This is a genomic window from Clostridium bornimense (genome assembly GCF_000577895.1).
Taxonomy (GTDB): domain Bacteria; phylum Bacillota; class Clostridia; order Clostridiales; family Clostridiaceae; genus Clostridium_AN; species Clostridium_AN bornimense.
In genome coordinates this window covers 1424217-1442920 of sequence record NZ_HG917868.1, presented here as the reverse complement: position 1 = coordinate 1442920, position 18704 = coordinate 1424217, and the positions used below count along the sequence as shown (strand labels likewise).

19 protein-coding genes, 1 tRNA gene and 1 pseudogene are annotated in these 18704 nt (G+C 28.5%); 18 read left to right on the top strand and 3 right to left on the bottom strand.

The genetic code is table 11. The features are described from left to right. Window positions 1-6: 6 nt before the first annotated feature. A complete protein-coding gene (gene folP / locus CM240_RS06370) occupies window positions 7-825 on the top strand; it encodes a dihydropteroate synthase (RefSeq protein WP_044037525.1) in 819 nt (272 codons plus the stop codon). Continuing rightward, window positions 818-1624, top strand: coding sequence for a 2-amino-4-hydroxy-6-hydroxymethyldihydropteridine diphosphokinase (folK, locus tag CM240_RS06365; RefSeq protein WP_044037523.1), 807 nt, complete (start codon window positions 818-820; stop codon window positions 1622-1624). Before folP ends, folK begins: the two co-directional genes overlap by 8 nt. A 51-nt stretch (window positions 1625-1675) precedes the next feature. Here folK and CM240_RS16835 read toward each other — a convergent pair whose 3' ends face one another. Next, the gene (locus tag CM240_RS16835) at window positions 1676-2149 is read right to left on the bottom strand and encodes a DUF4883 family protein (protein WP_051483730.1); all 474 of its coding nucleotides are present in this window, start codon (window positions 2147-2149) and stop codon (window positions 1676-1678) included. A gap of 181 nt (window positions 2150-2330) precedes the next feature. On the opposite strand from CM240_RS16835, the gene trxB reads away from it, so the two are divergent. The 8 genes from trxB (at window position 2331) to CM240_RS06320 (ending at window position 7320) form a co-directional block, all read left to right on the top strand. Then, on the top strand, window positions 2331-3266 hold the full coding sequence (gene trxB, locus CM240_RS06355; RefSeq protein ID WP_044037521.1) for a thioredoxin-disulfide reductase: 936 nt from the start codon (window positions 2331-2333) through the stop codon (window positions 3264-3266). A 4-nt stretch (window positions 3267-3270) separates the two neighbouring features. Beyond that, window positions 3271-3504: a glutaredoxin family protein gene (locus tag CM240_RS06350; RefSeq protein WP_044037519.1), complete on the top strand. Its 234-nt coding sequence runs from the start codon at window positions 3271-3273 to the stop codon at window positions 3502-3504. A gap of 280 nt (window positions 3505-3784) precedes the next feature. Then, a tRNA-Leu gene (locus CM240_RS06345) sits at window positions 3785-3866 on the top strand. Window positions 3867-3988: 122 nt separating this feature from the next. Then, on the top strand, window positions 3989-4438 hold the full coding sequence (locus tag CM240_RS06340; RefSeq protein ID WP_044037517.1) for a hypothetical protein: 450 nt from the start codon (window positions 3989-3991) through the stop codon (window positions 4436-4438). A 48-nt stretch (window positions 4439-4486) separates the two neighbouring features. Beyond that, a complete protein-coding gene (locus CM240_RS06335) occupies window positions 4487-5011 on the top strand; it encodes a 2'-5' RNA ligase family protein (protein ID WP_044037515.1) in 525 nt (174 codons plus the stop codon). 78 nt (window positions 5012-5089) lie between these two features. Continuing rightward, window positions 5090-5440 carry a hypothetical protein gene (locus tag CM240_RS06330; protein WP_044037513.1) on the top strand — a complete coding sequence of 117 codons (351 nt, stop codon included), beginning with the start codon at window positions 5090-5092 and terminating at the stop codon, window positions 5438-5440. A 424-nt stretch (window positions 5441-5864) separates the two neighbouring features. Continuing rightward, entirely contained in the window at window positions 5865-6680 is an 816-nt protein-coding gene (locus CM240_RS06325; protein ID WP_044037511.1) for an alpha/beta fold hydrolase, read from the top strand. Window positions 6681-6759: 79 nt separating this feature from the next. After that, window positions 6760-7320, top strand: coding sequence for a DJ-1/PfpI family protein (locus CM240_RS06320; RefSeq protein WP_197537942.1), 561 nt, complete (start codon window positions 6760-6762; stop codon window positions 7318-7320). Window positions 7321-7472: 152 nt separating this feature from the next. Here CM240_RS06320 and CM240_RS18200 read toward each other — a convergent pair whose 3' ends face one another. Together CM240_RS18200 and cysK are read right to left on the bottom strand one after the other, a co-directional pair. Further along, window positions 7473-8132 carry a class I SAM-dependent methyltransferase gene (locus CM240_RS18200; RefSeq protein WP_242838500.1) on the bottom strand — a complete coding sequence of 220 codons (660 nt, stop codon included), beginning with the start codon at window positions 8130-8132 and terminating at the stop codon, window positions 7473-7475. 9 nt (window positions 8133-8141) lie between these two features. After that, window positions 8142-9047: pseudogene (cysK, locus tag CM240_RS18195) on the bottom strand (cysteine synthase A); the annotation flags it as partial. Between the two features lie 349 nt (window positions 9048-9396). Between cysK and CM240_RS17735 the strand changes: the two are divergent. The 8 genes from CM240_RS17735 to brxC all read left to right on the top strand — a co-directional run bounded on the left by CM240_RS17735 (window position 9397) and on the right by brxC (window position 18684). After that, complete coding sequence (locus CM240_RS17735) at window positions 9397-9570, top strand: hypothetical protein (protein WP_162148684.1); 174 nt, start codon at window positions 9397-9399, stop codon at window positions 9568-9570. Window positions 9571-9802: 232 nt separating this feature from the next. After that, entirely contained in the window at window positions 9803-10495 is a 693-nt protein-coding gene (locus CM240_RS06305; RefSeq protein ID WP_044037505.1) for an iron-sulfur cluster assembly scaffold protein, read from the top strand. 18 nt (window positions 10496-10513) lie between these two features. Then, window positions 10514-11512: a GGGtGRT protein gene (locus CM240_RS06300; RefSeq protein WP_044037504.1), complete on the top strand. Its 999-nt coding sequence runs from the start codon at window positions 10514-10516 to the stop codon at window positions 11510-11512. Between the two features lie 1089 nt (window positions 11513-12601). Next, entirely contained in the window at window positions 12602-13198 is a 597-nt protein-coding gene (locus tag CM240_RS06295) for a hypothetical protein (protein ID WP_044037502.1), read from the top strand. A gap of 241 nt (window positions 13199-13439) precedes the next feature. After that, window positions 13440-13850 carry a hypothetical protein gene (locus tag CM240_RS06290; RefSeq protein WP_044037500.1) on the top strand — a complete coding sequence of 137 codons (411 nt, stop codon included), beginning with the start codon at window positions 13440-13442 and terminating at the stop codon, window positions 13848-13850. A 54-nt stretch (window positions 13851-13904) separates the two neighbouring features. Further along, entirely contained in the window at window positions 13905-14507 is a 603-nt protein-coding gene (locus CM240_RS06285; protein ID WP_044037498.1) for a DUF1819 family protein, read from the top strand. Between the two features lie 13 nt (window positions 14508-14520). Continuing rightward, window positions 14521-15093, top strand: a complete 573-nt coding sequence (locus tag CM240_RS06280; RefSeq protein WP_197537940.1) for a DUF1788 domain-containing protein — start codon at window positions 14521-14523, stop codon at window positions 15091-15093. A 33-nt stretch (window positions 15094-15126) separates the two neighbouring features. Continuing rightward, window positions 15127-18684, top strand: coding sequence for a BREX system P-loop protein BrxC (gene brxC, locus CM240_RS06275; RefSeq protein ID WP_044037496.1), 3558 nt, complete (start codon window positions 15127-15129; stop codon window positions 18682-18684). Window positions 18685-18704: the final 20 nt, after the last annotated feature.

Genomic DNA, 18704 nt, shown 5'->3' with positions numbered 1-18704 from the left:
ATATAAATGTTAATTGGTAACAAGGAATTTGATCTAAAGAATAATACATATGTTATGGGAATATTAAATGTAACGCCAGATTCATTTTCTGATGGCGGTAAATTTAATACTATATACAGTGCAATAGAAGCAGCTAAAAAGATGGTGGAAGATGGAGTAGACATAATAGATATTGGCGGAGAATCTACAAGACCAGGTGCAGAGTATGTTTCAGTAGAAGAAGAATTAAATAGAGTAATTCCAGTAATCCGTGCATTATCTAAGGAAATAGATATTCCAATATCTATCGATACATATAAAAGTAAAGTTGCAGAAGAAGCAGTAAAAGCTGGAGCATCATTAATTAATGATGTTTGGGGATTTAAAAAAGATCCTGATATGGCAAAAGTAGCAGCAAAGTATGATGTAGCAGTATGTCTTATGCACAATAGAAATAATAAAGAGTATAATTCACTACTAGATGATATGATGGATGATTTAAGAGAATCTATAAATATCGCTAAAAAAGCTGGTGTTAAAGATGAAAAAATAATTTTAGATCCTGGTGTAGGATTTGCTAAGACACTAGAAGATAATTTAGATGTTATGAATAACTTAGAGAAGTTTAATGAATTAGGATATCCAGTATTACTTGGAACCTCAAGAAAATCTATGATAGGGTTAACATTAAACTTACCAGTTAATGAGCGTGTAGAAGGAACTATAGCAACTAGTGTTATTGGTGTTATGAAGAAGATGTCTATAATTAGAGTTCATGACGTAAAGGAAAATAGAAGAGCTATAGATATGACTAAGGCAATATTAGGGAGAAGTATAAATGGATAAAATATATATAAAAGGTCTAGAAGTTTTTGCAAACCATGGAGTTTTTAAGGAAGAAAAAAATTTAGGGCAAAAGTTTGTAATAGATGTTGAATTAGAATTAGACTTAAGTGATGCTGGAAGATATGATGAACTGAAGAAAACTATTCATTATGGATTACTTAGTGAGGCCATAATAGAAGAATTCACAAAACAAAGCTATGATCTTTTAGAAAAAGCTACTTATGAATTATGTAAATTCGTTCTTATAAATTATGACGTAGTATCAGTGAAGATAACTGTAAGAAAACCTTGGGCTCCAATTAAAAGAAACTTTGATTATGTAGCAGTAGAAATGGAAAAAAGGTGGCATAAGGTATTTTTAGCTGTAGGATCAAATGTGGGCGATAAAGAAAAAAATATAAGAAATGCCATAGAAATCTTAGATAAAAATGAAGAAGTAAAAATAAAGAAGGTATCAACACTAATTGAAACAGATCCCGTTGGATATTTAGATCAAGACAAGTTTTTAAATGGTGCTATTGAAATTGAAACTATTTTTTCTCCAAAAGAACTTATGAGTGAACTTCTTAGGATAGAAAAAGAATTAAAGAGAAAAAGGATTATAAAGGATGGTCCAAGAACAATAGATTTAGATATTCTTTTATATGACAATCTGATAAATGATGATGAATTTGTAACATTGCCACATCCAAGGATGGAAGAAAGAACATTTGTTATGGAGCCTTTAAATGAAATAGCTCCAAATGCTATACATCCTATACTTAATAAAAGGATATCAATGATTTATAAGGAGTTATAAAAATAATAAATAAGGATTATAACAAGTTAAGATATGTTATAACCCTTATTTTTATTTATATGTTTTAGGATTTATAAATTCACAGTAATTATATAAGTTATATCCTTCTGGAATATTGGCGCTTGAAAAATATTCTTTATTACCTTTACCATCCCAAGGAAATACAGAAACTAGTCCATTTTTAAATACTTCTATTACAAACTTCTCATTAGAGTCAAATGTAATAAATAATTTATATGTAGGCGTTTCATTAAAAGTATCATCTAAGTTTTCTATATTATCTATACATAGATAATCAATTGAATTATTAAGCATTTCATTTTTATAATCATCTATTAAAAAGTTTCTATTAAATTTAACTTCTAATAATTCAAGGGAAGAAATTTTAGATGTATCCAATTCACTTTTTAATTTATCAATATATTTACAGGGATCTTGAACATCTTTATTTATTTCAAATGTACAAGATGTCATTAACAGAATAGGAAACAGTAAAAAAGGTAAAAGCTTCATAAGTTTTTTCATTTATTTTATCACCTCATTAAATTATACTTAATTAATATGAATAATATTACAATGAAAATAAGAAAATAAAAGTGACGAAATTTGTATGACATACATACTATTATGTAATAACTATTATTGATTTAAAAGAAGAATAATGATATTATGATAATATAAAGGTTAGATTTAAGAGGTAATTTATATGGAGAAGCAAACAAAAGAATTAGATCTTGTAATAATTGGAGGAGGTCCAGCAGGGTTAACTGCTGCAATATATGGTTCAAGAGCAAAATTAGATTTATTATTATTAGAAGACTCTTTAGTTGGTGGACAAATAAGATCTACTTACACTGTGGATAATTATCCAGGTTTTCAATCTGTATCAGGAAATGAATTGGCAGATAAGATGCAGGCGCAAGCTGAAAGCTTAGGAGCTACTATCGATGAGTTTGATAGTATAGTATCTGTAACATTAAATGATAATGAAAAAATTATTGAAACTGAAAGTTACATATATAAGCCTAAAGCTGTAATTATAGCTACAGGATCGACACCTAGAAAACTACCTGTACCAGAAGAAGAAAAATTTTCTGGAAAAGGCATTCATTATTGTGCTGTTTGTGATGGTGCAATGTATGAAGGGAAGAAGATAGCAATCGTAGGTGGAGGAAATTCTGCACTTGAAGAGGCATTATTTTTAAGTAAATTTGGTGAAGTAACTATAATAAGAAGATATGATTATTTTAATGGTGAAAAATCTACTTTAGAAGAAGTTTTAAATAATGATAGAATAAATATTCTTTGGAATGAAGATATTAAACATGTTAAAGGAAATAACATGGTAGAATCAGTAGTAGTAGAAAATACTAAAACTGGAGAGATAAAAGAAATACCGATGGATGGTGTTTTTGTTTCTATAGGAACAATGCCAAAAACTGATTTGTTTAGAGAGTACATAGAACTTACTAAAGGTGGAAATATAGTTACTGATGAAAATATGCAAACTAACATAAAAGGTGTTTATGCAGCTGGTGATGTTAGAGATAAAATGTTTAGACAAATAACTACCGCTGTTAGTGATGGAACAATAGCATCATTAATGGCTGAAAAATATATAAATGAAGAGAAAGGAAGATAATATAATGGTTAAAGTATATTCAACAGATTCATGCCCATGGTGTGTTAAAGCAAAACAATATTTAAAAAGCAAGGGTGTAGAATATAAAGAAATTAATGTTGCAGAAGATATGGAAGGTAGAGAAGAGATGGTTAACCTTTCAGGACAAATGGGAGTTCCTGTAGTAAACATAAATGGAACAATAATTGTAGGTTTTGATAGACCAGCAATAGATGAAGCTTTAGAAGAAGTTAAATAGTTTTATATAAATAAGTAGGGTTCAGAGTTGATCTGAACCTTTTACTTTTATATTATATAATAAGTTAGTTTACATAATCATAATTATGTTATTGTAAACTAAAGATAAAAATCTATACAATACTAAATAATAAAAAAACAATTAACATTGACTAAAAAATGTAAATATAATAAAGCAAAAGGATGAATTTTTTAGATAATAACTTCTTTAAAAATATATTATTGCAATTTTCTTTAGAAGATGATATAATTTAACTCGGCTGAAAAAGTAATATTATTTTGCTGGTGTGGCGGAACGGCAGACGCATTCGACTCAAAATCGAACGAGAAATCGTGTGGGTTCAAATCCCACCATCAGCACCATAAAAAGCATTTAGAATTGATTCTAAATGCTTTTTATATTTTATAAAGCTTTATTAGATAAATAAAATATGATATTTCTCAAATAATAATATTAATTATTATTAAAAAATAAGGAGAGATATATGGATAATAAAATATTTAGACTATATACATTAGATTACTTAGGAAAATATTATTTTTATGAAGCTGATGAATTTATATCATTAAAAGAAGATGGTAAATATATATTAGATAATTTAAAAGAAAGTAATAGATTTGATTATAAAGGTGCTTCCTATACTTATACTAAATTCGGTAATATATCTGAAGGAATCACTGAAAGTAACGTTAATATAATTATAGAACCTGAAAATATAAATGTAAAAATAAACGATGAAATCGTTCATCTCGATCTTATATATAAGATGAATATAAAAAGGTTAGAAGATCATGTTAGAGTAACAACAAGAATAAGCGAAAAAACTGATTCACCTTCTTGTTTATTGTATGCAAAACTAGTTGATAGTGATGATTTTGTAAAAGCATTAGAATCAGTGAGAGCAATGCAAATAAAGCTTAAAGAAAAAAAGTGATGTTTATAGATTTATAAATATATTAATAAAAAGTGAAGGGAAATTATTATGAGATATGTAATTGTAAGTGTAGTTAAAGGGAAAGCAGGGGATTTCAATAATAACTTAAGAAAAGATATATTTAATAAATTTAAAGCTAGATCATCAAAATTGCCAGCTCACTTTACTATAAAATCACCTTTTGAATATGATGGCGATATTAGTAACTTAGAAAAAGCTATAGAAAAGATATGTACTAATAGAAAACCTGCATCTTATAATATAGATGGTTATAGCCATTTTGATAATAGGGTAATCTATATGGATGTTAAAATGTCTAAGGAAGGTAAAGATCTTCATGATAATATAATTGATGAAATAAGTAAACTTCCATATATTGAATTTACTAATAGTGATGGAAAGGATAAAGTTTTCCATGTTACATTAAGCTCTAAAAGAATCCAGCCTATATATAATAAGTTATGGGATTATGTAAATCAATATCCTTGTCAATTTAACTGCCTTTTTGATAATGTTTCTATTTATACGTGGAAAAATAGTACATGGGAGTTATATAAAGAATTTGATATTTAGTATTAATCACTTATTAAAACACTTGTCACATATAATAAATTATCTTTTAACAAATTATAATTTAATGAGGTGTGATAAATGGCTGAAACTATAAATAATATAGCAATATTTAATAACGTAAGTGAACTTATTGATGCTGATTTAAAAGAAGGAACGAGGGTAGATACTTTAGGATATAATGATGCCTTTGATAATGGTGGGTGTCAGTACTATATTTCAAATGATAACAATCCTTGGTCTATCTCTTTAGAAAATGGTCTTTATGCCAATGTAATAAAAAAAGACTCTGTAAACTATAAAATGTTTGGTTGTCATCTTGATGGTGTAAATGATGACAGTGAAGGAATGAATAAGGCACATTTATTAGGAACAAATAAAGACAATCTTAATTCTCTACCTATTACTGTAATCCCAATAATAATATACTAGAATTAAATCAATCAAGAATACAAATAGCTGATATTCAAACCTCAATATTGATAAAGCTACCATCTGTTAGTAAATATACAGAAATCTCATTGATATTTTCTACTAATAAATATGTCAATATAATGATTCCATCTTGCAAAATGAATAGTAAGCCTAGCTATGTTGCCAATAAAACTTTTAGGTTAAACTTTACTTTTATAAATAATTCTATTGGATGGATTGGAGAAGCAATAGTTTATGGGTGAGGATGTCGTATTAACTATTAAACTTCGTAAACAGGAGCCCTTCTTCACTTTCACTCTAAAAAGGAACTGAGTCACAATATTTATTGTGTGACATCCCATAAAGTAATAATTAAATACACTACACACATTTTCATCTCTAAGAATAAATTATTAATAAATATTTTAGTGGAGTGATAATTATGGGATATTATATTAATGTAGAGGAAGATGTAAATGTTTATGTGGAGGATCTTAATAAAGAAGGAAAAGATACTGTTGTCTTTCTCCATGGATGGCCTGGAAGTAGTAAGCTTTTCGAATATCAATTTAATTATTTAGCCGAAAAAGGTTGTCGTTGTATTGGAATAGATCAAAGAGGATTTGGAGATTCCGATAAACCTCTTCATGGATATGATTATGATACATTAAGTGATGATCTACGATGTGTTGTTAATACGTTAAATCTAAAAAACTTTACATTAATAGGACATTCAACTGGTGGAGCAATTGCTGTAAGATATATGGCTAGGCATAAAGGTTTTGGCGTATCTAAACTAGTACTTTGTGCCGCTGCTGCTCCCAGTCTTATAAGAAGATCATATTTTCCTTATGGAATTAAAAGAGACGTTGTTGATAATATAATAAAAGAGACATACATTGATAGACCAAAGATGCTTAAAAATTTTGGAAAGATTTTTTTCTATAAAAAAGTAAGTGAGCCTTTTTCAGAGTGGTTCCTACAATTAGGATTTCAGGCAGCAGGATGGTCAACAGCCGCTATTGCAAAAACATGGCTTCGAGAAGAAAAACTATTTGATGATATGAAAGAAATATCTGTACCAACATTAATAACCCATGGAGTTCATGATAAAGTTTGTCTATTTCCTTTAGCTATGCAACAACATTATCTTATCGATAATTCTAGACTAATTAAATTTGAAAACAGCGGACATGCTCTCTTCTATGATGAAAAAGATAAGTTTAATAGAGAAGTTTTATGCTTTGTTAGAGAATAAATAATCTTTTATCATAATAAACTCTATTAAATGTATTTATTTCATTAGGGGGGGAAGAAGAGTGAGTAAAAAAATATTAATGTTAGTAGGAGATTATACTGAAGATTATGAAACAATGGTACCTTTTCAGACATTGCAAGTATTAGGATATGATGTAGATTCAGTTTGTCCTAATAAAAAGTCTGGGGATTTTGTAAGAACGGCAGTTCATGATTTTGAAGGTGATCAAACTTATTCTGAAAAGAGGGGACATAACTTTATAATAAATGCTAATTTTGAAACTATTGATACTAGTAATTATATCGGTCTATTTATAACTGGTGGTCGCGCACCTGAATATTTAAGACTAAATGAAAGAGTAGTAGAAATCGTTCAAGAATTCTTTAATGATACAAAACCAGTAGCAGCTATTTGTCATGGTCCTCAAATTTTAGCAGCAGCAAATGTTGTTAAAAACTTAAAATTAACAGCATATCCTACCGTTGCACCAGAAATAAGATTAGCTGGTGGGGAATATATTGAGACAAGTGTCGATGAAGCTATCGTAGACAAAAATCTTATAACATCCCCAGCATGGCCAGGAAATACAGCTATAATTAGCGAATTTATCAAATTACTTGGTACTAAAATTGTAATTTAAAAATTATATAAACAGATAAGAGAATAAAAGAGTAGCGTAGTAAAAATCAAAAAAGGGATATCTCGATAACGATTAATTCGTATCTGAGATATCCCTTTTTCAATCCACCACTATAATTATGGTATCATAAATTGCTAATTGTGCTTTATGAATTATTTCAATTTAGCTGTTAATATCCAAAGAAATTTATTCATTTGTTGGTAACTAACATGAAATTTATATTTTTCAAAAATTTTAGTTAAGGTCTCATGGGTAGAGTAAAATTCAGTATTTAGGTCATGAATTAAATTTGTATACCCATTTTGCTTAGCTTCTAAGATAAGTTCAGATTTTGTTCTTTCTGAATCGTACATAGTATCAGCTATTACTACCACACCGTCTTTTTTCAATTTTGATTTTAGTATACTTACAGCTTCATCTTTTTCTTCATCGGTTAAGTGATGAAATGAGTAACTACTAATAACAGCATCTAAAGTATTATCCTCTATAGGAAGTGATAGAAAAGTTCCCGATAAGAAATTAATAAATGGATACTTATCTTTAGCAATATTTATCATTTTAGTATTAGGCTCTATACCAATTACATTATATCCGATATTTGATGCAGCATTAGTTAGATTTCCAGTTCCAGCGCCAATATCTATTACTTTAGCACCTTGGAATTTGCCTACATGTTTAACTGTCTCATTTAATATCTCATTATAATTCTTAAATACATCTTTATATTCACCAGTTTCTAAAGACACAGTTGCATCATAATCATCTGCCCAATCATCAAATAAAGCATTAAATCTAAAATCAGATAAATTCATAGAAAAATCATAAAGATGTTGGCTAAAATATCTATCGCTACGATCTGGTAATATTGTTACAATATTTGTTTTCTTTTTAGCTTTATATGCTTGTTTTACAGCACCTGCTATAGCAGCGCCAGATGAAGAGCCTGCTAAGATACCTTCTTTTTTCGATAAAAGCCGTACATAATACATTGATTCGTCATCAGGTATTTTTTCTACTTCATCTATATAGCTTCTATCAAATATTGAAGGAATAAAGTGGTTTCCTATCCCTTCAACCTTATAAACACCTTCATCACCACCGCCTAATATAGAACCAATGGGATCGCTTAGTACTATCTTTATATTAGGATTTTTTTCTTTTAAGTAAGAAGCTATTCCTATAATAGTACCACCAGATCCGGCTCCTGCAACTAATACATCAATATTTCCATCTAAAGCGTCATAAATTTCTTTACCTGTTTTTCTATGAGCTTTGATATTAGCAGGATTATCAAATTGCTTTGCCATAAATGAATTTTCTATTTCTTCATTTAATTGATTGGCTTTTTTTACAGCACCTTCAATTCCTTCACTAGCTGGTGTAATAACTAATTCAGCACCTAAAGCTCTCATCAAAATTTGTTTTTCAATAGAAAATTTTTCAGGGATTACAATAATTAATTTATATCCTCTTTCAAAGGCAGCCATAGCAAGTCCTATACCAGTATTACCAGCAGTAGCTTCTATTATTGTATATCCCGGTTTTAATAGTCCTTTTTCCTCAGCATCTCTTATTATTTCAATACCAATACGATCTTTTATGCTACCACCTGGATTAAGATATTCAAGTTTTGCAAATATATTAACATTTTCGTTAGGTGAAATATGATTCAATTTTAGTAATGGAGTATTGCCAATAATATCTCTTATATCATTTATATATTGCATTGTTATTCCTCCTCTTATAAAAATAAAATTTAAAATTATTGCAATAACTTAATTAAAATACTTATTTTATATATAATTCCAAATAATTCTTGTTATAAGTAGTATACATCAGTTTTAAATCATTGTAAACCTATTTGTTTAATAGGAATTAAATTTTATCTTTTACTAGCTAGCAAAGAAACACTAATAATGATAGGAATCTCAACTGCATTTGCATTAGTGATAGGTACTATAATAGGACTAATTTTATATATAATATCAAATACTCTACTATATAAGAATAAATTCATAAATGCCATAGCTGGGTTTATCTGAAATAGATGAAGGTATAATAGAAGCAAGTATAGCTATGGGAGGAAATTTAAAAAAAATTATTTTTAATGTTCTTTTAGTAGAAGCTCTACCGCGAATCATTAGATCGATAACAGTAACTTTAATAAGTATAATAGGATTCTCTGCGATGTCAGGAACTGTTGGTGGTGGTATAGAAGAGGATACTATATCCTCTTCTATTTCTTTTTAAATTGTTATTGTAATTCAAAACATATTTGGAAAATGTAATCATTTCCCCTAAATCAATATAATATTTTTTTGTGAAATTTACCTAAAAGACTAGAAATATTGCTAAAAATGTGTTGAGGAAAAGACTTTTATTTGTTAAAATACAATAGTGGAAAGAACAAGCCTTATGGCTTAATATTGTTCGTATCCCTAAAGGGTTATATAAACTTTTTCACAAGGAAGGAGAATTAACAATGATGTATTCATCAGAAGTTACTGAAATGTGTGTACTTGCAAAAGGACCAAACCACGGTCCAGCCCCAATTCCTGCAGAAGGTAAATGGGTACAAGCTAAAGAAGTTAAGGACATATCTGGTCTTACTCACGGTATAGGTTGGTGTGCACCTCAACAAGGAGCTTGTAAATTAACTTTAAATGTAAAGGAAGGATTAATCCAAGAAGCATTAGTTGAAACTATCGGATGTTCTGGTATGACTCACTCAGCTGCTATGGCTTCAGAAATACTTCCAGGAAAAACTATATTAGAAGCTTTAAATACTGATTTAGTATGTGACGCTATAAATACTGCAATGAGAGAATTATTCCTACAAATCGTATACGGAAGAACTCAAACTGCATTCTCTGAAGGTGGACTACCTATCGGAGCTGGTCTTGAAGACTTAGGAAAAGGATTAAGAAGCCAAGTTGGTACTATGTACGGAACTTTAGCTAAGGGTCCAAGATACTTAGAAATGGCAGAAGGATACGTAACAAGAGTTGCTGTAGACAAAAATGCTGAAATTATCGGATATGAATTCGTTCACCTTGGTAAGATGATGGAATCTATCACTAAAGGTATGGATGCAAACGAAGCTTTAGAAAAAGCAAAAGGTACATATGGTAGATTTGCTGAAGCTGACAGATATGTAAATCCAAGACACGAATAATATTAGGAGGGTAAAAAAATGGCATTATTTGAAAGTTATGAAAGAAGAATCGGTCAAATAACTCCAGTACTTGAAAAGTACGGAATTGAATCTTTAGAAGCTGCTAGAGATCTTTGTAAGTCAAAAGGATTTGATCCTTATGAAATCACAAAAGAAACTCAACCAATCGCATTTGAAAATGCTGCTTGGGCTTATACTTTAGGTGCTGCTATAGCATTAAAGAAAGGTTGCACAAAAGCTGCTGATGCTGCTGAAGCAATCGGAGAAGGATTACAAGCATTCTGTATCCCTGGATCAGTTGCTGACGATAGAAAAGTTGGTTTAGGACACGGAAACTTAGGAGCTATGCTTTTAAGAGAAGAAACTAAATGTTTCGCATTCTTAGCAGGACACGAATCATTCGCTGCTGCTGAAGGTGCTATCAAAATAGCTGAAAAAGCTAACAAAGTAAGAAAAGAACCATTAAGAGTTATCTTAAACGGTCTTGGAAAAGATGCTGCATACATCATTTCAAGAATCAACGGATTCACTTATGTTCAAACTAAATTCGATTACTACACTGGTAAGTTAGAAATCGTTAAAGAAACTCCATACTCAGATGGACCAAGAGCTAAAGTTAAATGCTACGGTTCTGACGACGTTAGAGAAGGTGTTGCTATCATGCATCACGAAGGTGTTGACGTATCAATCACTGGTAACTCAACTAACCCAACAAGATTCCAACACCCAGTTGCTGGTACTTACAAGAAGGAATGTGTTGAAGAAGGTAAGAAATACTTCTCAGTAGCATCAGGTGGTGGTACAGGAAGAACTCTTCACCCAGATAACATGGCAGCAGGTCCTGCTTCATACGGTATGACTGATACTATGGGAAGAATGCACTCAGATGCACAATTCGCAGGATCATCATCAGTTCCAGCTCACGTTGAAATGATGGGTCTTATCGGTATGGGTAACAACCCAATGGTAGGAGCTACTGTTGCAGTTGCTGTTGCTGTTGAAGAAGCTTCTAAATAATAGTCTATTTTAATGTATGATAATAAAAAAAATCCCCATCTAATAAAAAACCTCCCCAACGTCATAAAAAAGTTCGGGAAAAATAGATAGGGAATACGCCCCGCAGGGAGTTCTTAAGAACAAAATGCGGGGCTTTTTTGCGTCTAAATCAAGATAAAAATCAAATGAAATTTCAAGTTAAAAGCATGAAAAGCTTGCAAGGATTTATTCCTGTAGCTATTCATGTTTTTATTCATTTGCCTCAGAAAATATAGATTCGAGGCAAGAGAAAGAAGAGAGAAAACCGACGCGAAGCCTTGAAATATAAGGATTAAGGTAGAGTGGAAAGAGAGGGGAGCAAGAGCAAGAAAAAGAAGAGGCTTGATAGAATTAGTGTAAGAATAAGCGCAATAAATTGGACGGATTGTATTGAAAGTGAAACATAAGTTTGATATAAAATTGGAAAAAGAAAAGATGTTGTAAGACTGTTTTATGCCTGATATTTTTGGGGAGCTTTATTATTATTCTGAAATTTTATCTGATTTTTAACCTGTGGATAAGTCGGGAAAAAGGGCGATTTTTGCGTGGGGATTATTTTTTTATACTTTTTTTGGAATTGGGGCTAAGGCGTGATTTTTACTTGGATAGTGAATTGAGAATGGTGTGGGGGACTTTTTTTTGAGGAAACATAGTTAGAAGAAAAATAGAAGAGCTAAGTGCACGATATTTAGCTCTATTTTACTGAAATAAATTAAATTACTAAAGCAGTGTATTGAATGCAATATTAATCCTTTGATAATACCAGATTTTTATAAAGTAGAAATATATAATAAATCAATAAGGTGTAATGATTTAGAAAATCTTCTGTATAGATTTAGCACATACAAGATATGAATGAAGAAAAATATATATGAGAGAAACAGATATAATAATAGGTATGTCTGTTTTTGGTTTTTAAGTAATAAATTTTCATATGATATATTGATGAATAAATTTAGATTTAAAAACTATAATATAAAAAGCTAAAAAATAGGTAATACAAATGTATTGAAAAGAGGCAGGTGAAATAAATATAAATAGTTAACTTTATTATTAATAAGGAGGCGTAAAATGAATAATAATATTATAAAAATGAGAAGAGGAGCAAAAATATCAGATAGTTTTTGGTTTTATGAAGTAATAGGACAAGAATCAATTGCTAAAAATTTTATTGAGAAACTTCTTAATGTAAGAATAAAATCTATATGCAAAAATGAAATGGATAATAGAATTAGATTTGAAGTATTAGTAGATGATAATGAGAAAAAGTATGATGTAGAAATACATAGAGTTACTAATATTATTGATTTAGGTAAGAGGTTTAGGTATTATCAGGATATTAGAGATTTAGAGGCTAATGAATACTATAAAGAGTATAAAAAGAGTTACATAATATTTTTATGTGAACTTGATTGCTTTAAAAAGGGATTCCCTATTTATACTTTTGAAAATAGAGCAGTAGAGAACTCAGAAATAACTTTAGATGATGAGACATATAAAATAATATTAAATATGGATTATGTTGAAGAAAATGCAAAAATGGTTTCAGATGATATTGCTGAATTTTTAACGTATGTTAGAACGGGTATAATTAAAGAGGACTCTTGTAATTTAGTGAAAAATATACATGAAGAGTTTGAGAGAAGAAAGAAAATAGTAACTAAATAAAATTATAGGGTATACTAAAATGAACTACTACGTCAATTATATGATTGATATGGTAGTTCGTTTTTATGTCAATAGATTTGTAGAATTATCAAGAGTTGTAATACTTATTTGAAAAATATATTATGATAATTACTTAATTCGATGTGGATAGAAATATTTTATATTAAAATAAAGAGGTAATATTAAATTTATGAAGAATAATATATAGTTATTTAAATTTAATTAAGTAGGGGTAATAAGAGTGGAAAATTTAAATATTCCGTATGAATTGAAAGATATATATGAAAAGTATTTTAGAAAATATAAAGATATTTTAGAGGTAATTAATCTAAGAAAAAATCAAAATAATATTAGTGAAATAACTCAAAGTGAAATTGCTTCCAAACTGAATATTAGCCAAACATTAGTATCAAAATGTCTAATAAGATTAGAACATTCTGATAAATGTGTTAAAAGGATTAAGGCAGTAGTCTATAAGGTAAATCATACTGATTTAATGAAATATGGACCATTTAATAAATTTGTAAAGTATTTAGTTGCAATTGTTGAAATTGATAATTTTATGAGCCTTAAACTTAAAGAACAAGCAGTAATATTGCATATGACTAAAAATGAAATTAAAAAGGTTAGAGCGTATATAAAATTACTATAAATTAAGACATATTATACTAAAAATATGATAAAATTGACTAAAGGACGTGAATATATGGAACAAATGAAATATAGTGCATCTTTAACAAGTGATGCTTTTTTATATTTTGAATTAAAACAAGTTTTGAAACTAAAAAAAGATGGTATAGCTGATAAGGATTTAAGAAAAATAATATTAGAGAAAAATATATTTGAGTATAAATCGGCAAAAGGTGGTAGTAGAGTAATTTCAACCGTAATTAAAAGAGCTAATGTTTTAGATGATACATTAAGAGAAATGGTGCTGACAGATCCAATAAATACAGGAAAAATAATCAACTTATATACTATTATGAAAACAAGTAGAATATTTTATGAATTCATGGATGAAGTTATCAGGGAAAAGCTTGAAAAGAATATTGGATTTATTGAAAAGAAAGATATAAACATATTTTTTACAGAAAAAGCTGAGCAAAATGAAATAGTAGAAAATTGGAGTGAGACTACTGTTACTAAGTTGAAACAAGTTATATTTAAAATTTTATTTGAAGTTGGTATTATCGAAGATAAAATCAGTGGAAAATTAAATAGATTATTCATAGAACCAGAATTAAGAGATTATTTAATGAGCCAAGGGGATAAAAAGTATTTAAAAGCAATGGGAGAATACTTAGATTAGGAGGTGAGTTATCATGTGTATGCACAGTTTAGGTGAAAGACTTGAAGCAATAAAAGATAAAATGAAAACAGACAAATTCATTAATGGACGTGGACTTGGAAATGAAATTAGTTTTTATATATTTGAATATAATCCTAAGAATGAAATGTATGTAAGAGAACAGATAGAATATATTATAAAAGACTTTAACAGAGTTCCTTCAAATGAAAAAATAATAGAATTTGATTTGTATAAGATGCTTATAGACTTCCTAAAAGAAGAAGAAGATTTTGAAGCAATAATTAGGATGGAAGAAAAAGAGGGAAAAGAGTATACATTGGAGACTATAACAACAGTAGTAACTTCGGAAATGTATGCTGAGAGAATAGAGAAAATGTCAAAAGAGTATGGAATATTATTTATAACTGGAGTAGGTAAAGTATATCCATATTTAAGAGCTCATAATATATTAAATACGCTTCAGCAAAATTTAAATAAAAATAAGAAATTAATTATGTTTTATCCAGGTATTTATAGTGGTCAAGATTTAAAGCTTTTTGATAGATTTGAAGATGAAAACTATTATAGAGCTTTCCAATTGATATAAGATTGTTTATAAGTAAGGTTAGGAGTGTTAAATATGAAACTAAGTGATATGTTCGTTAAAGACATAAATAGAGAAATAAGTGGTGTTATTAAAGTTGATGAACATGATGGAGAAAGGCTGTATCAAGAGCTGGATGAGTATGTAGTTACTAAAGAAGTTGCTAAACATTTAAGTAAGTTTTATGATACTTATGCAAAAAGCATAGGTGGTAATACACACAAAGTAGGTGTATGGATATCAGGATTCTTTGGAAGCGGTAAATCACATTTTTTAAAAATGCTATCACATTTGTTAGAAAATGAAAATGTTGAAGGCAAAGATGTAATTGAATTTTTTAAGGATAAAATAGAAGATCCAATACTATATGCTGAAATGGAAAGAGCATCAAAGGTTAAAACGGAATGTATTCTTTTTAATGTGGATTCAAAAAATCCTATTAATAATAAAGGAAGAGAAGATGCTATCTTAAGAATTTTTATTAAAGTATTCAATGAGCATAGAGGATTATGTGCTGAAATTCCTGGAGTGGCTTATATGGAGAAGCATTTAATTAAAGATGGAGTGTATGATGACTTTAAAAAAGCATTTAAAGAAGTTAAAGGAAAAGAGTGGCTTGATAGAAGACGTAATTTTAGAATAGATAAAGATTATGTTGCTATGGCTATATCAAAAGTATTAAATGTTTCTATAGAAAATGCAAAAGACTATGTTGATAATGATATAGATAAATATGAGACTGATATTGAAAAATTTGCATTGGAAATAAATGATTATATAAAAAGTAAAGGCGATGATTTTCATTTAATATTTTTAGCTGATGAAGTTGGTCAATATATTGGAGACAATTCATCTCTTATGTTAAATTTGCAAACAATAGAGGAACAATTATCTACAAAGTGTAATGGTAAGGCGTGGGTAATGGTTACTTCTCAGGAAAGTATAGATGAAGTCGCTAAAGTGAAAGGTAATGATTTCTCTAAAATAACAGGAAGATTTGATACAAGATTAAGTTTATCTTCAATCGATGTAGATGAAGTAATCAAAAAACGTATTCTTGAAAAAAATGATGATTCAAAACTAATATTAAAAAGTTTATATGATGAAAAACGTGTAGTTTTAAATAATTTAATCAGTTTTGAAAACGCAAGAAAAGATTTATTAGGTTATAGAGATAGCAATGAATTTATAGAGGTATACCCATTTATACCATATCAATTTAAAATATTACAAAATGTATTTGAACAAGTTAGAAAGCATGGTAATTCTGGTAAACATTTATCTGAAGGTGAGAGATCAATGTTATCAGCATTTAAAGAATCAGTTGTGAAATATGAGGAACAAAGTGAAGGATTCTTAATTCCTATGTATACTTTTTATGAAACTATTGAAGAGTTCTTAAATCCATCAATAACAAGAGTAATTGACAGAGCATCAGATGACGTAGAGTTAAGGGATGAACCTATTAATTTACAGATACTAAAATTATTATTTATGATTAAATATTTATCTGATGAAATGCCTGCTAATTTGAATAATATAGCAACATTAATGGTTAATAATATTGATGAAGATATGGAAGAACTAAAAGAAAAGATAAAAGCTTCATTGAGAAAATTACAGTCAGAACATTTAATACAAAAGAATGGTGATGTATACACATTTTTAACTGATGATGAACAAGAAGTTAATAAAGCTATTGAATCTATTGAAATTGATGATATTAAAATAAGTAAATGGATTTCAGATGATATTTTTCAAAGAATTTATGATTCATCAAAATATAAAATGAAGGGTACCAACTCATTGTTTGGATTTACTAAAAAAGTAGATGATTATGTAGCTTCAAATAAAGCACATAACATTGGATTAGAAGTATTAACACCAGTGGGAGATGATTATTACAAGTCTGATATGGAATTGTTAAGTAATTCATATAAGAAAATCATAATAAAATTTGGGGGCAATGACGAATACAAGGATGAAATTAAAAAGGTTTTACAGATTAAATCTTATAAAGATAAAAACAATATAAACGCACTTCCAGAAAATAAGCAAGCTATATTGATTTTAAAAAGCGGAGAGATAAAGATTAGATCGGAGAGAGCTAAAAACTTAATTGATAGAGCACTTATTGATGCAAGTTTTTATATAAATGGTGAAAAAGTTGAAGTAAAAGGCAACAATGCGAAGGATAAAATAAGCAATGCTTTTAGTATTTTAATAGGCAATGTATTTAATAAATTAAATTATATAAAAAAGAGTATCTCTACAGAAGAAGAAATAGTAGCTTTGGTTAGCAATAATGTTGAACAGTTAGGATTAGATGAAATAGAAGGCTACAATAATCAACAAGCTGAAAATGAAATATTTGATTTTATATGCTTACAAGAAGAAAATTTTGAGCAAATAAGAATGAAATTATTAATAAATAGGTACATGGATATTCCTTATGGATGGAATCTATTGGATATTGCTGGGGTAGTAGCGAAACTAATTAAAGATGAGAAGATAAATGCAAGACTTTCAGGAAATGATTTATCTATTGAGGAACCTTTAAAATTGGTAGATTCATTAACTAAATTATCTGAAGTAGACAGGGTAATAATAAATAAGAAAATTAGAGTTGATAAGTCCTTATTAAGAAAAGTCAAAGGCGTTTGTAGCGACGTTTGGGGAAGCTTGAATTTACCTGATGATGAAGATAGTATGGCAAAAAAAATACGTGAGGAAAGTTTAAAATTAATTGATGAATGTAGAAGTTATATTTTAAAATATCAAGGTAAAAAATATCCAGGAAAAAGTTTGTTTGAAAAAGGAATTGAAATATTTAATAAAGTTCTGGAACATAAAGATAATTTAAGCTTTTTTACGGAGTTAACTGAAAAAGGCGACGAATTATATGATTGGAGCGGAGATGTTGAATTACCAAAAGATTTCTTTAATTCAAACAAAATAGAGATGTTTGATAGGGAAGTAGAGATTTTAGAAAAATGTGAAGAGAGCATTTATTATTTAGATGAATTAACAAAGGAAAAATTTGAAACATTAAAAGAAATACTACATGATCCTATGCCATATGACAAAATAAGAAGTACTTTAACTATTGCAAAAGAAATCGAAAATGAATTAAATGATATAGTGAAGAATAAAATAAGTAATGCTATTGAAAAAGTTAATAAAGATTATGATTATGTAAAGTTAAGAGTTAATCAAAATGGTGTAAGCGATAGCACAAAATTAGTAGTAGAAAAATATTATACTGAGCTAATAAAGAATATTAGTGATTATAAGGATATAACTAAAATAGATGCTGCTATTACAAGAAGTAATAATAAAAGAGAAGAAATAGATAGAGTTGTTGATAGAGAAATTAAAGCTTATCATGAGTTAATTGATATTAAGCCGAAAGATGTAGAACATAAAACTAATAAACAAGAAGTATCTAAGAAGAAAATAGAAAAAGTAGAAATAGCAAAAATGATATCAATTAAAACTTTGAAGACAGAAAATGATGTTGAAGTTTATATAAGAGAATTAAAAAATAAATTAGATACATTGATAAGAGAAGGTAAAGAAATAGAGATAGATTAGTAATTTATATGTTAGTAATT

What these genes read in the sequence shown, in the direction of transcription:
- folP (WP_044037525.1), top strand. Translation starts at nt 7, where the DNA reads ATGTTAATTGGTAACAAGGAATTTGATCTAAAGAATAATACATATGTT.
- folK (WP_044037523.1), top strand. Translation starts at nt 818, where the DNA reads ATGGATAAAATATATATAAAAGGTCTAGAAGTTTTTGCAAACCATGGA.
- CM240_RS16835 (WP_051483730.1), bottom strand. Translation starts at nt 2,149, where the DNA reads ATGAAAAAACTTATGAAGCTTTTACCTTTTTTACTGTTTCCTATTCTG.
- trxB (WP_044037521.1), top strand. Translation starts at nt 2,331, where the DNA reads ATGGAGAAGCAAACAAAAGAATTAGATCTTGTAATAATTGGAGGAGGT.
- CM240_RS06350 (WP_044037519.1), top strand. Translation starts at nt 3,271, where the DNA reads ATGGTTAAAGTATATTCAACAGATTCATGCCCATGGTGTGTTAAAGCA.
- CM240_RS06340 (WP_044037517.1), top strand. Translation starts at nt 3,989, where the DNA reads ATGGATAATAAAATATTTAGACTATATACATTAGATTACTTAGGAAAA.
- CM240_RS06335 (WP_044037515.1), top strand. Translation starts at nt 4,487, where the DNA reads ATGAGATATGTAATTGTAAGTGTAGTTAAAGGGAAAGCAGGGGATTTC.
- CM240_RS06330 (WP_044037513.1), top strand. Translation starts at nt 5,090, where the DNA reads ATGGCTGAAACTATAAATAATATAGCAATATTTAATAACGTAAGTGAA.
- CM240_RS06325 (WP_044037511.1), top strand. Translation starts at nt 5,865, where the DNA reads ATGGGATATTATATTAATGTAGAGGAAGATGTAAATGTTTATGTGGAG.
- CM240_RS06320 (WP_197537942.1), top strand. Translation starts at nt 6,760, where the DNA reads ATGTTAGTAGGAGATTATACTGAAGATTATGAAACAATGGTACCTTTT.
- CM240_RS18200 (WP_242838500.1), bottom strand. Translation starts at nt 8,132, where the DNA reads ATGAATTTATCTGATTTTAGATTTAATGCTTTATTTGATGATTGGGCA.
- CM240_RS17735 (WP_162148684.1), top strand. Translation starts at nt 9,397, where the DNA reads ATGGGAGGAAATTTAAAAAAAATTATTTTTAATGTTCTTTTAGTAGAA.
- CM240_RS06305 (WP_044037505.1), top strand. Translation starts at nt 9,803, where the DNA reads ATGATGTATTCATCAGAAGTTACTGAAATGTGTGTACTTGCAAAAGGA.
- CM240_RS06300 (WP_044037504.1), top strand. Translation starts at nt 10,514, where the DNA reads ATGGCATTATTTGAAAGTTATGAAAGAAGAATCGGTCAAATAACTCCA.
- CM240_RS06295 (WP_044037502.1), top strand. Translation starts at nt 12,602, where the DNA reads ATGAATAATAATATTATAAAAATGAGAAGAGGAGCAAAAATATCAGAT.
- CM240_RS06285 (WP_044037498.1), top strand. Translation starts at nt 13,905, where the DNA reads ATGGAACAAATGAAATATAGTGCATCTTTAACAAGTGATGCTTTTTTA.
- CM240_RS06280 (WP_197537940.1), top strand. Translation starts at nt 14,521, where the DNA reads ATGTGTATGCACAGTTTAGGTGAAAGACTTGAAGCAATAAAAGATAAA.
- brxC (WP_044037496.1), top strand. Translation starts at nt 15,127, where the DNA reads ATGAAACTAAGTGATATGTTCGTTAAAGACATAAATAGAGAAATAAGT.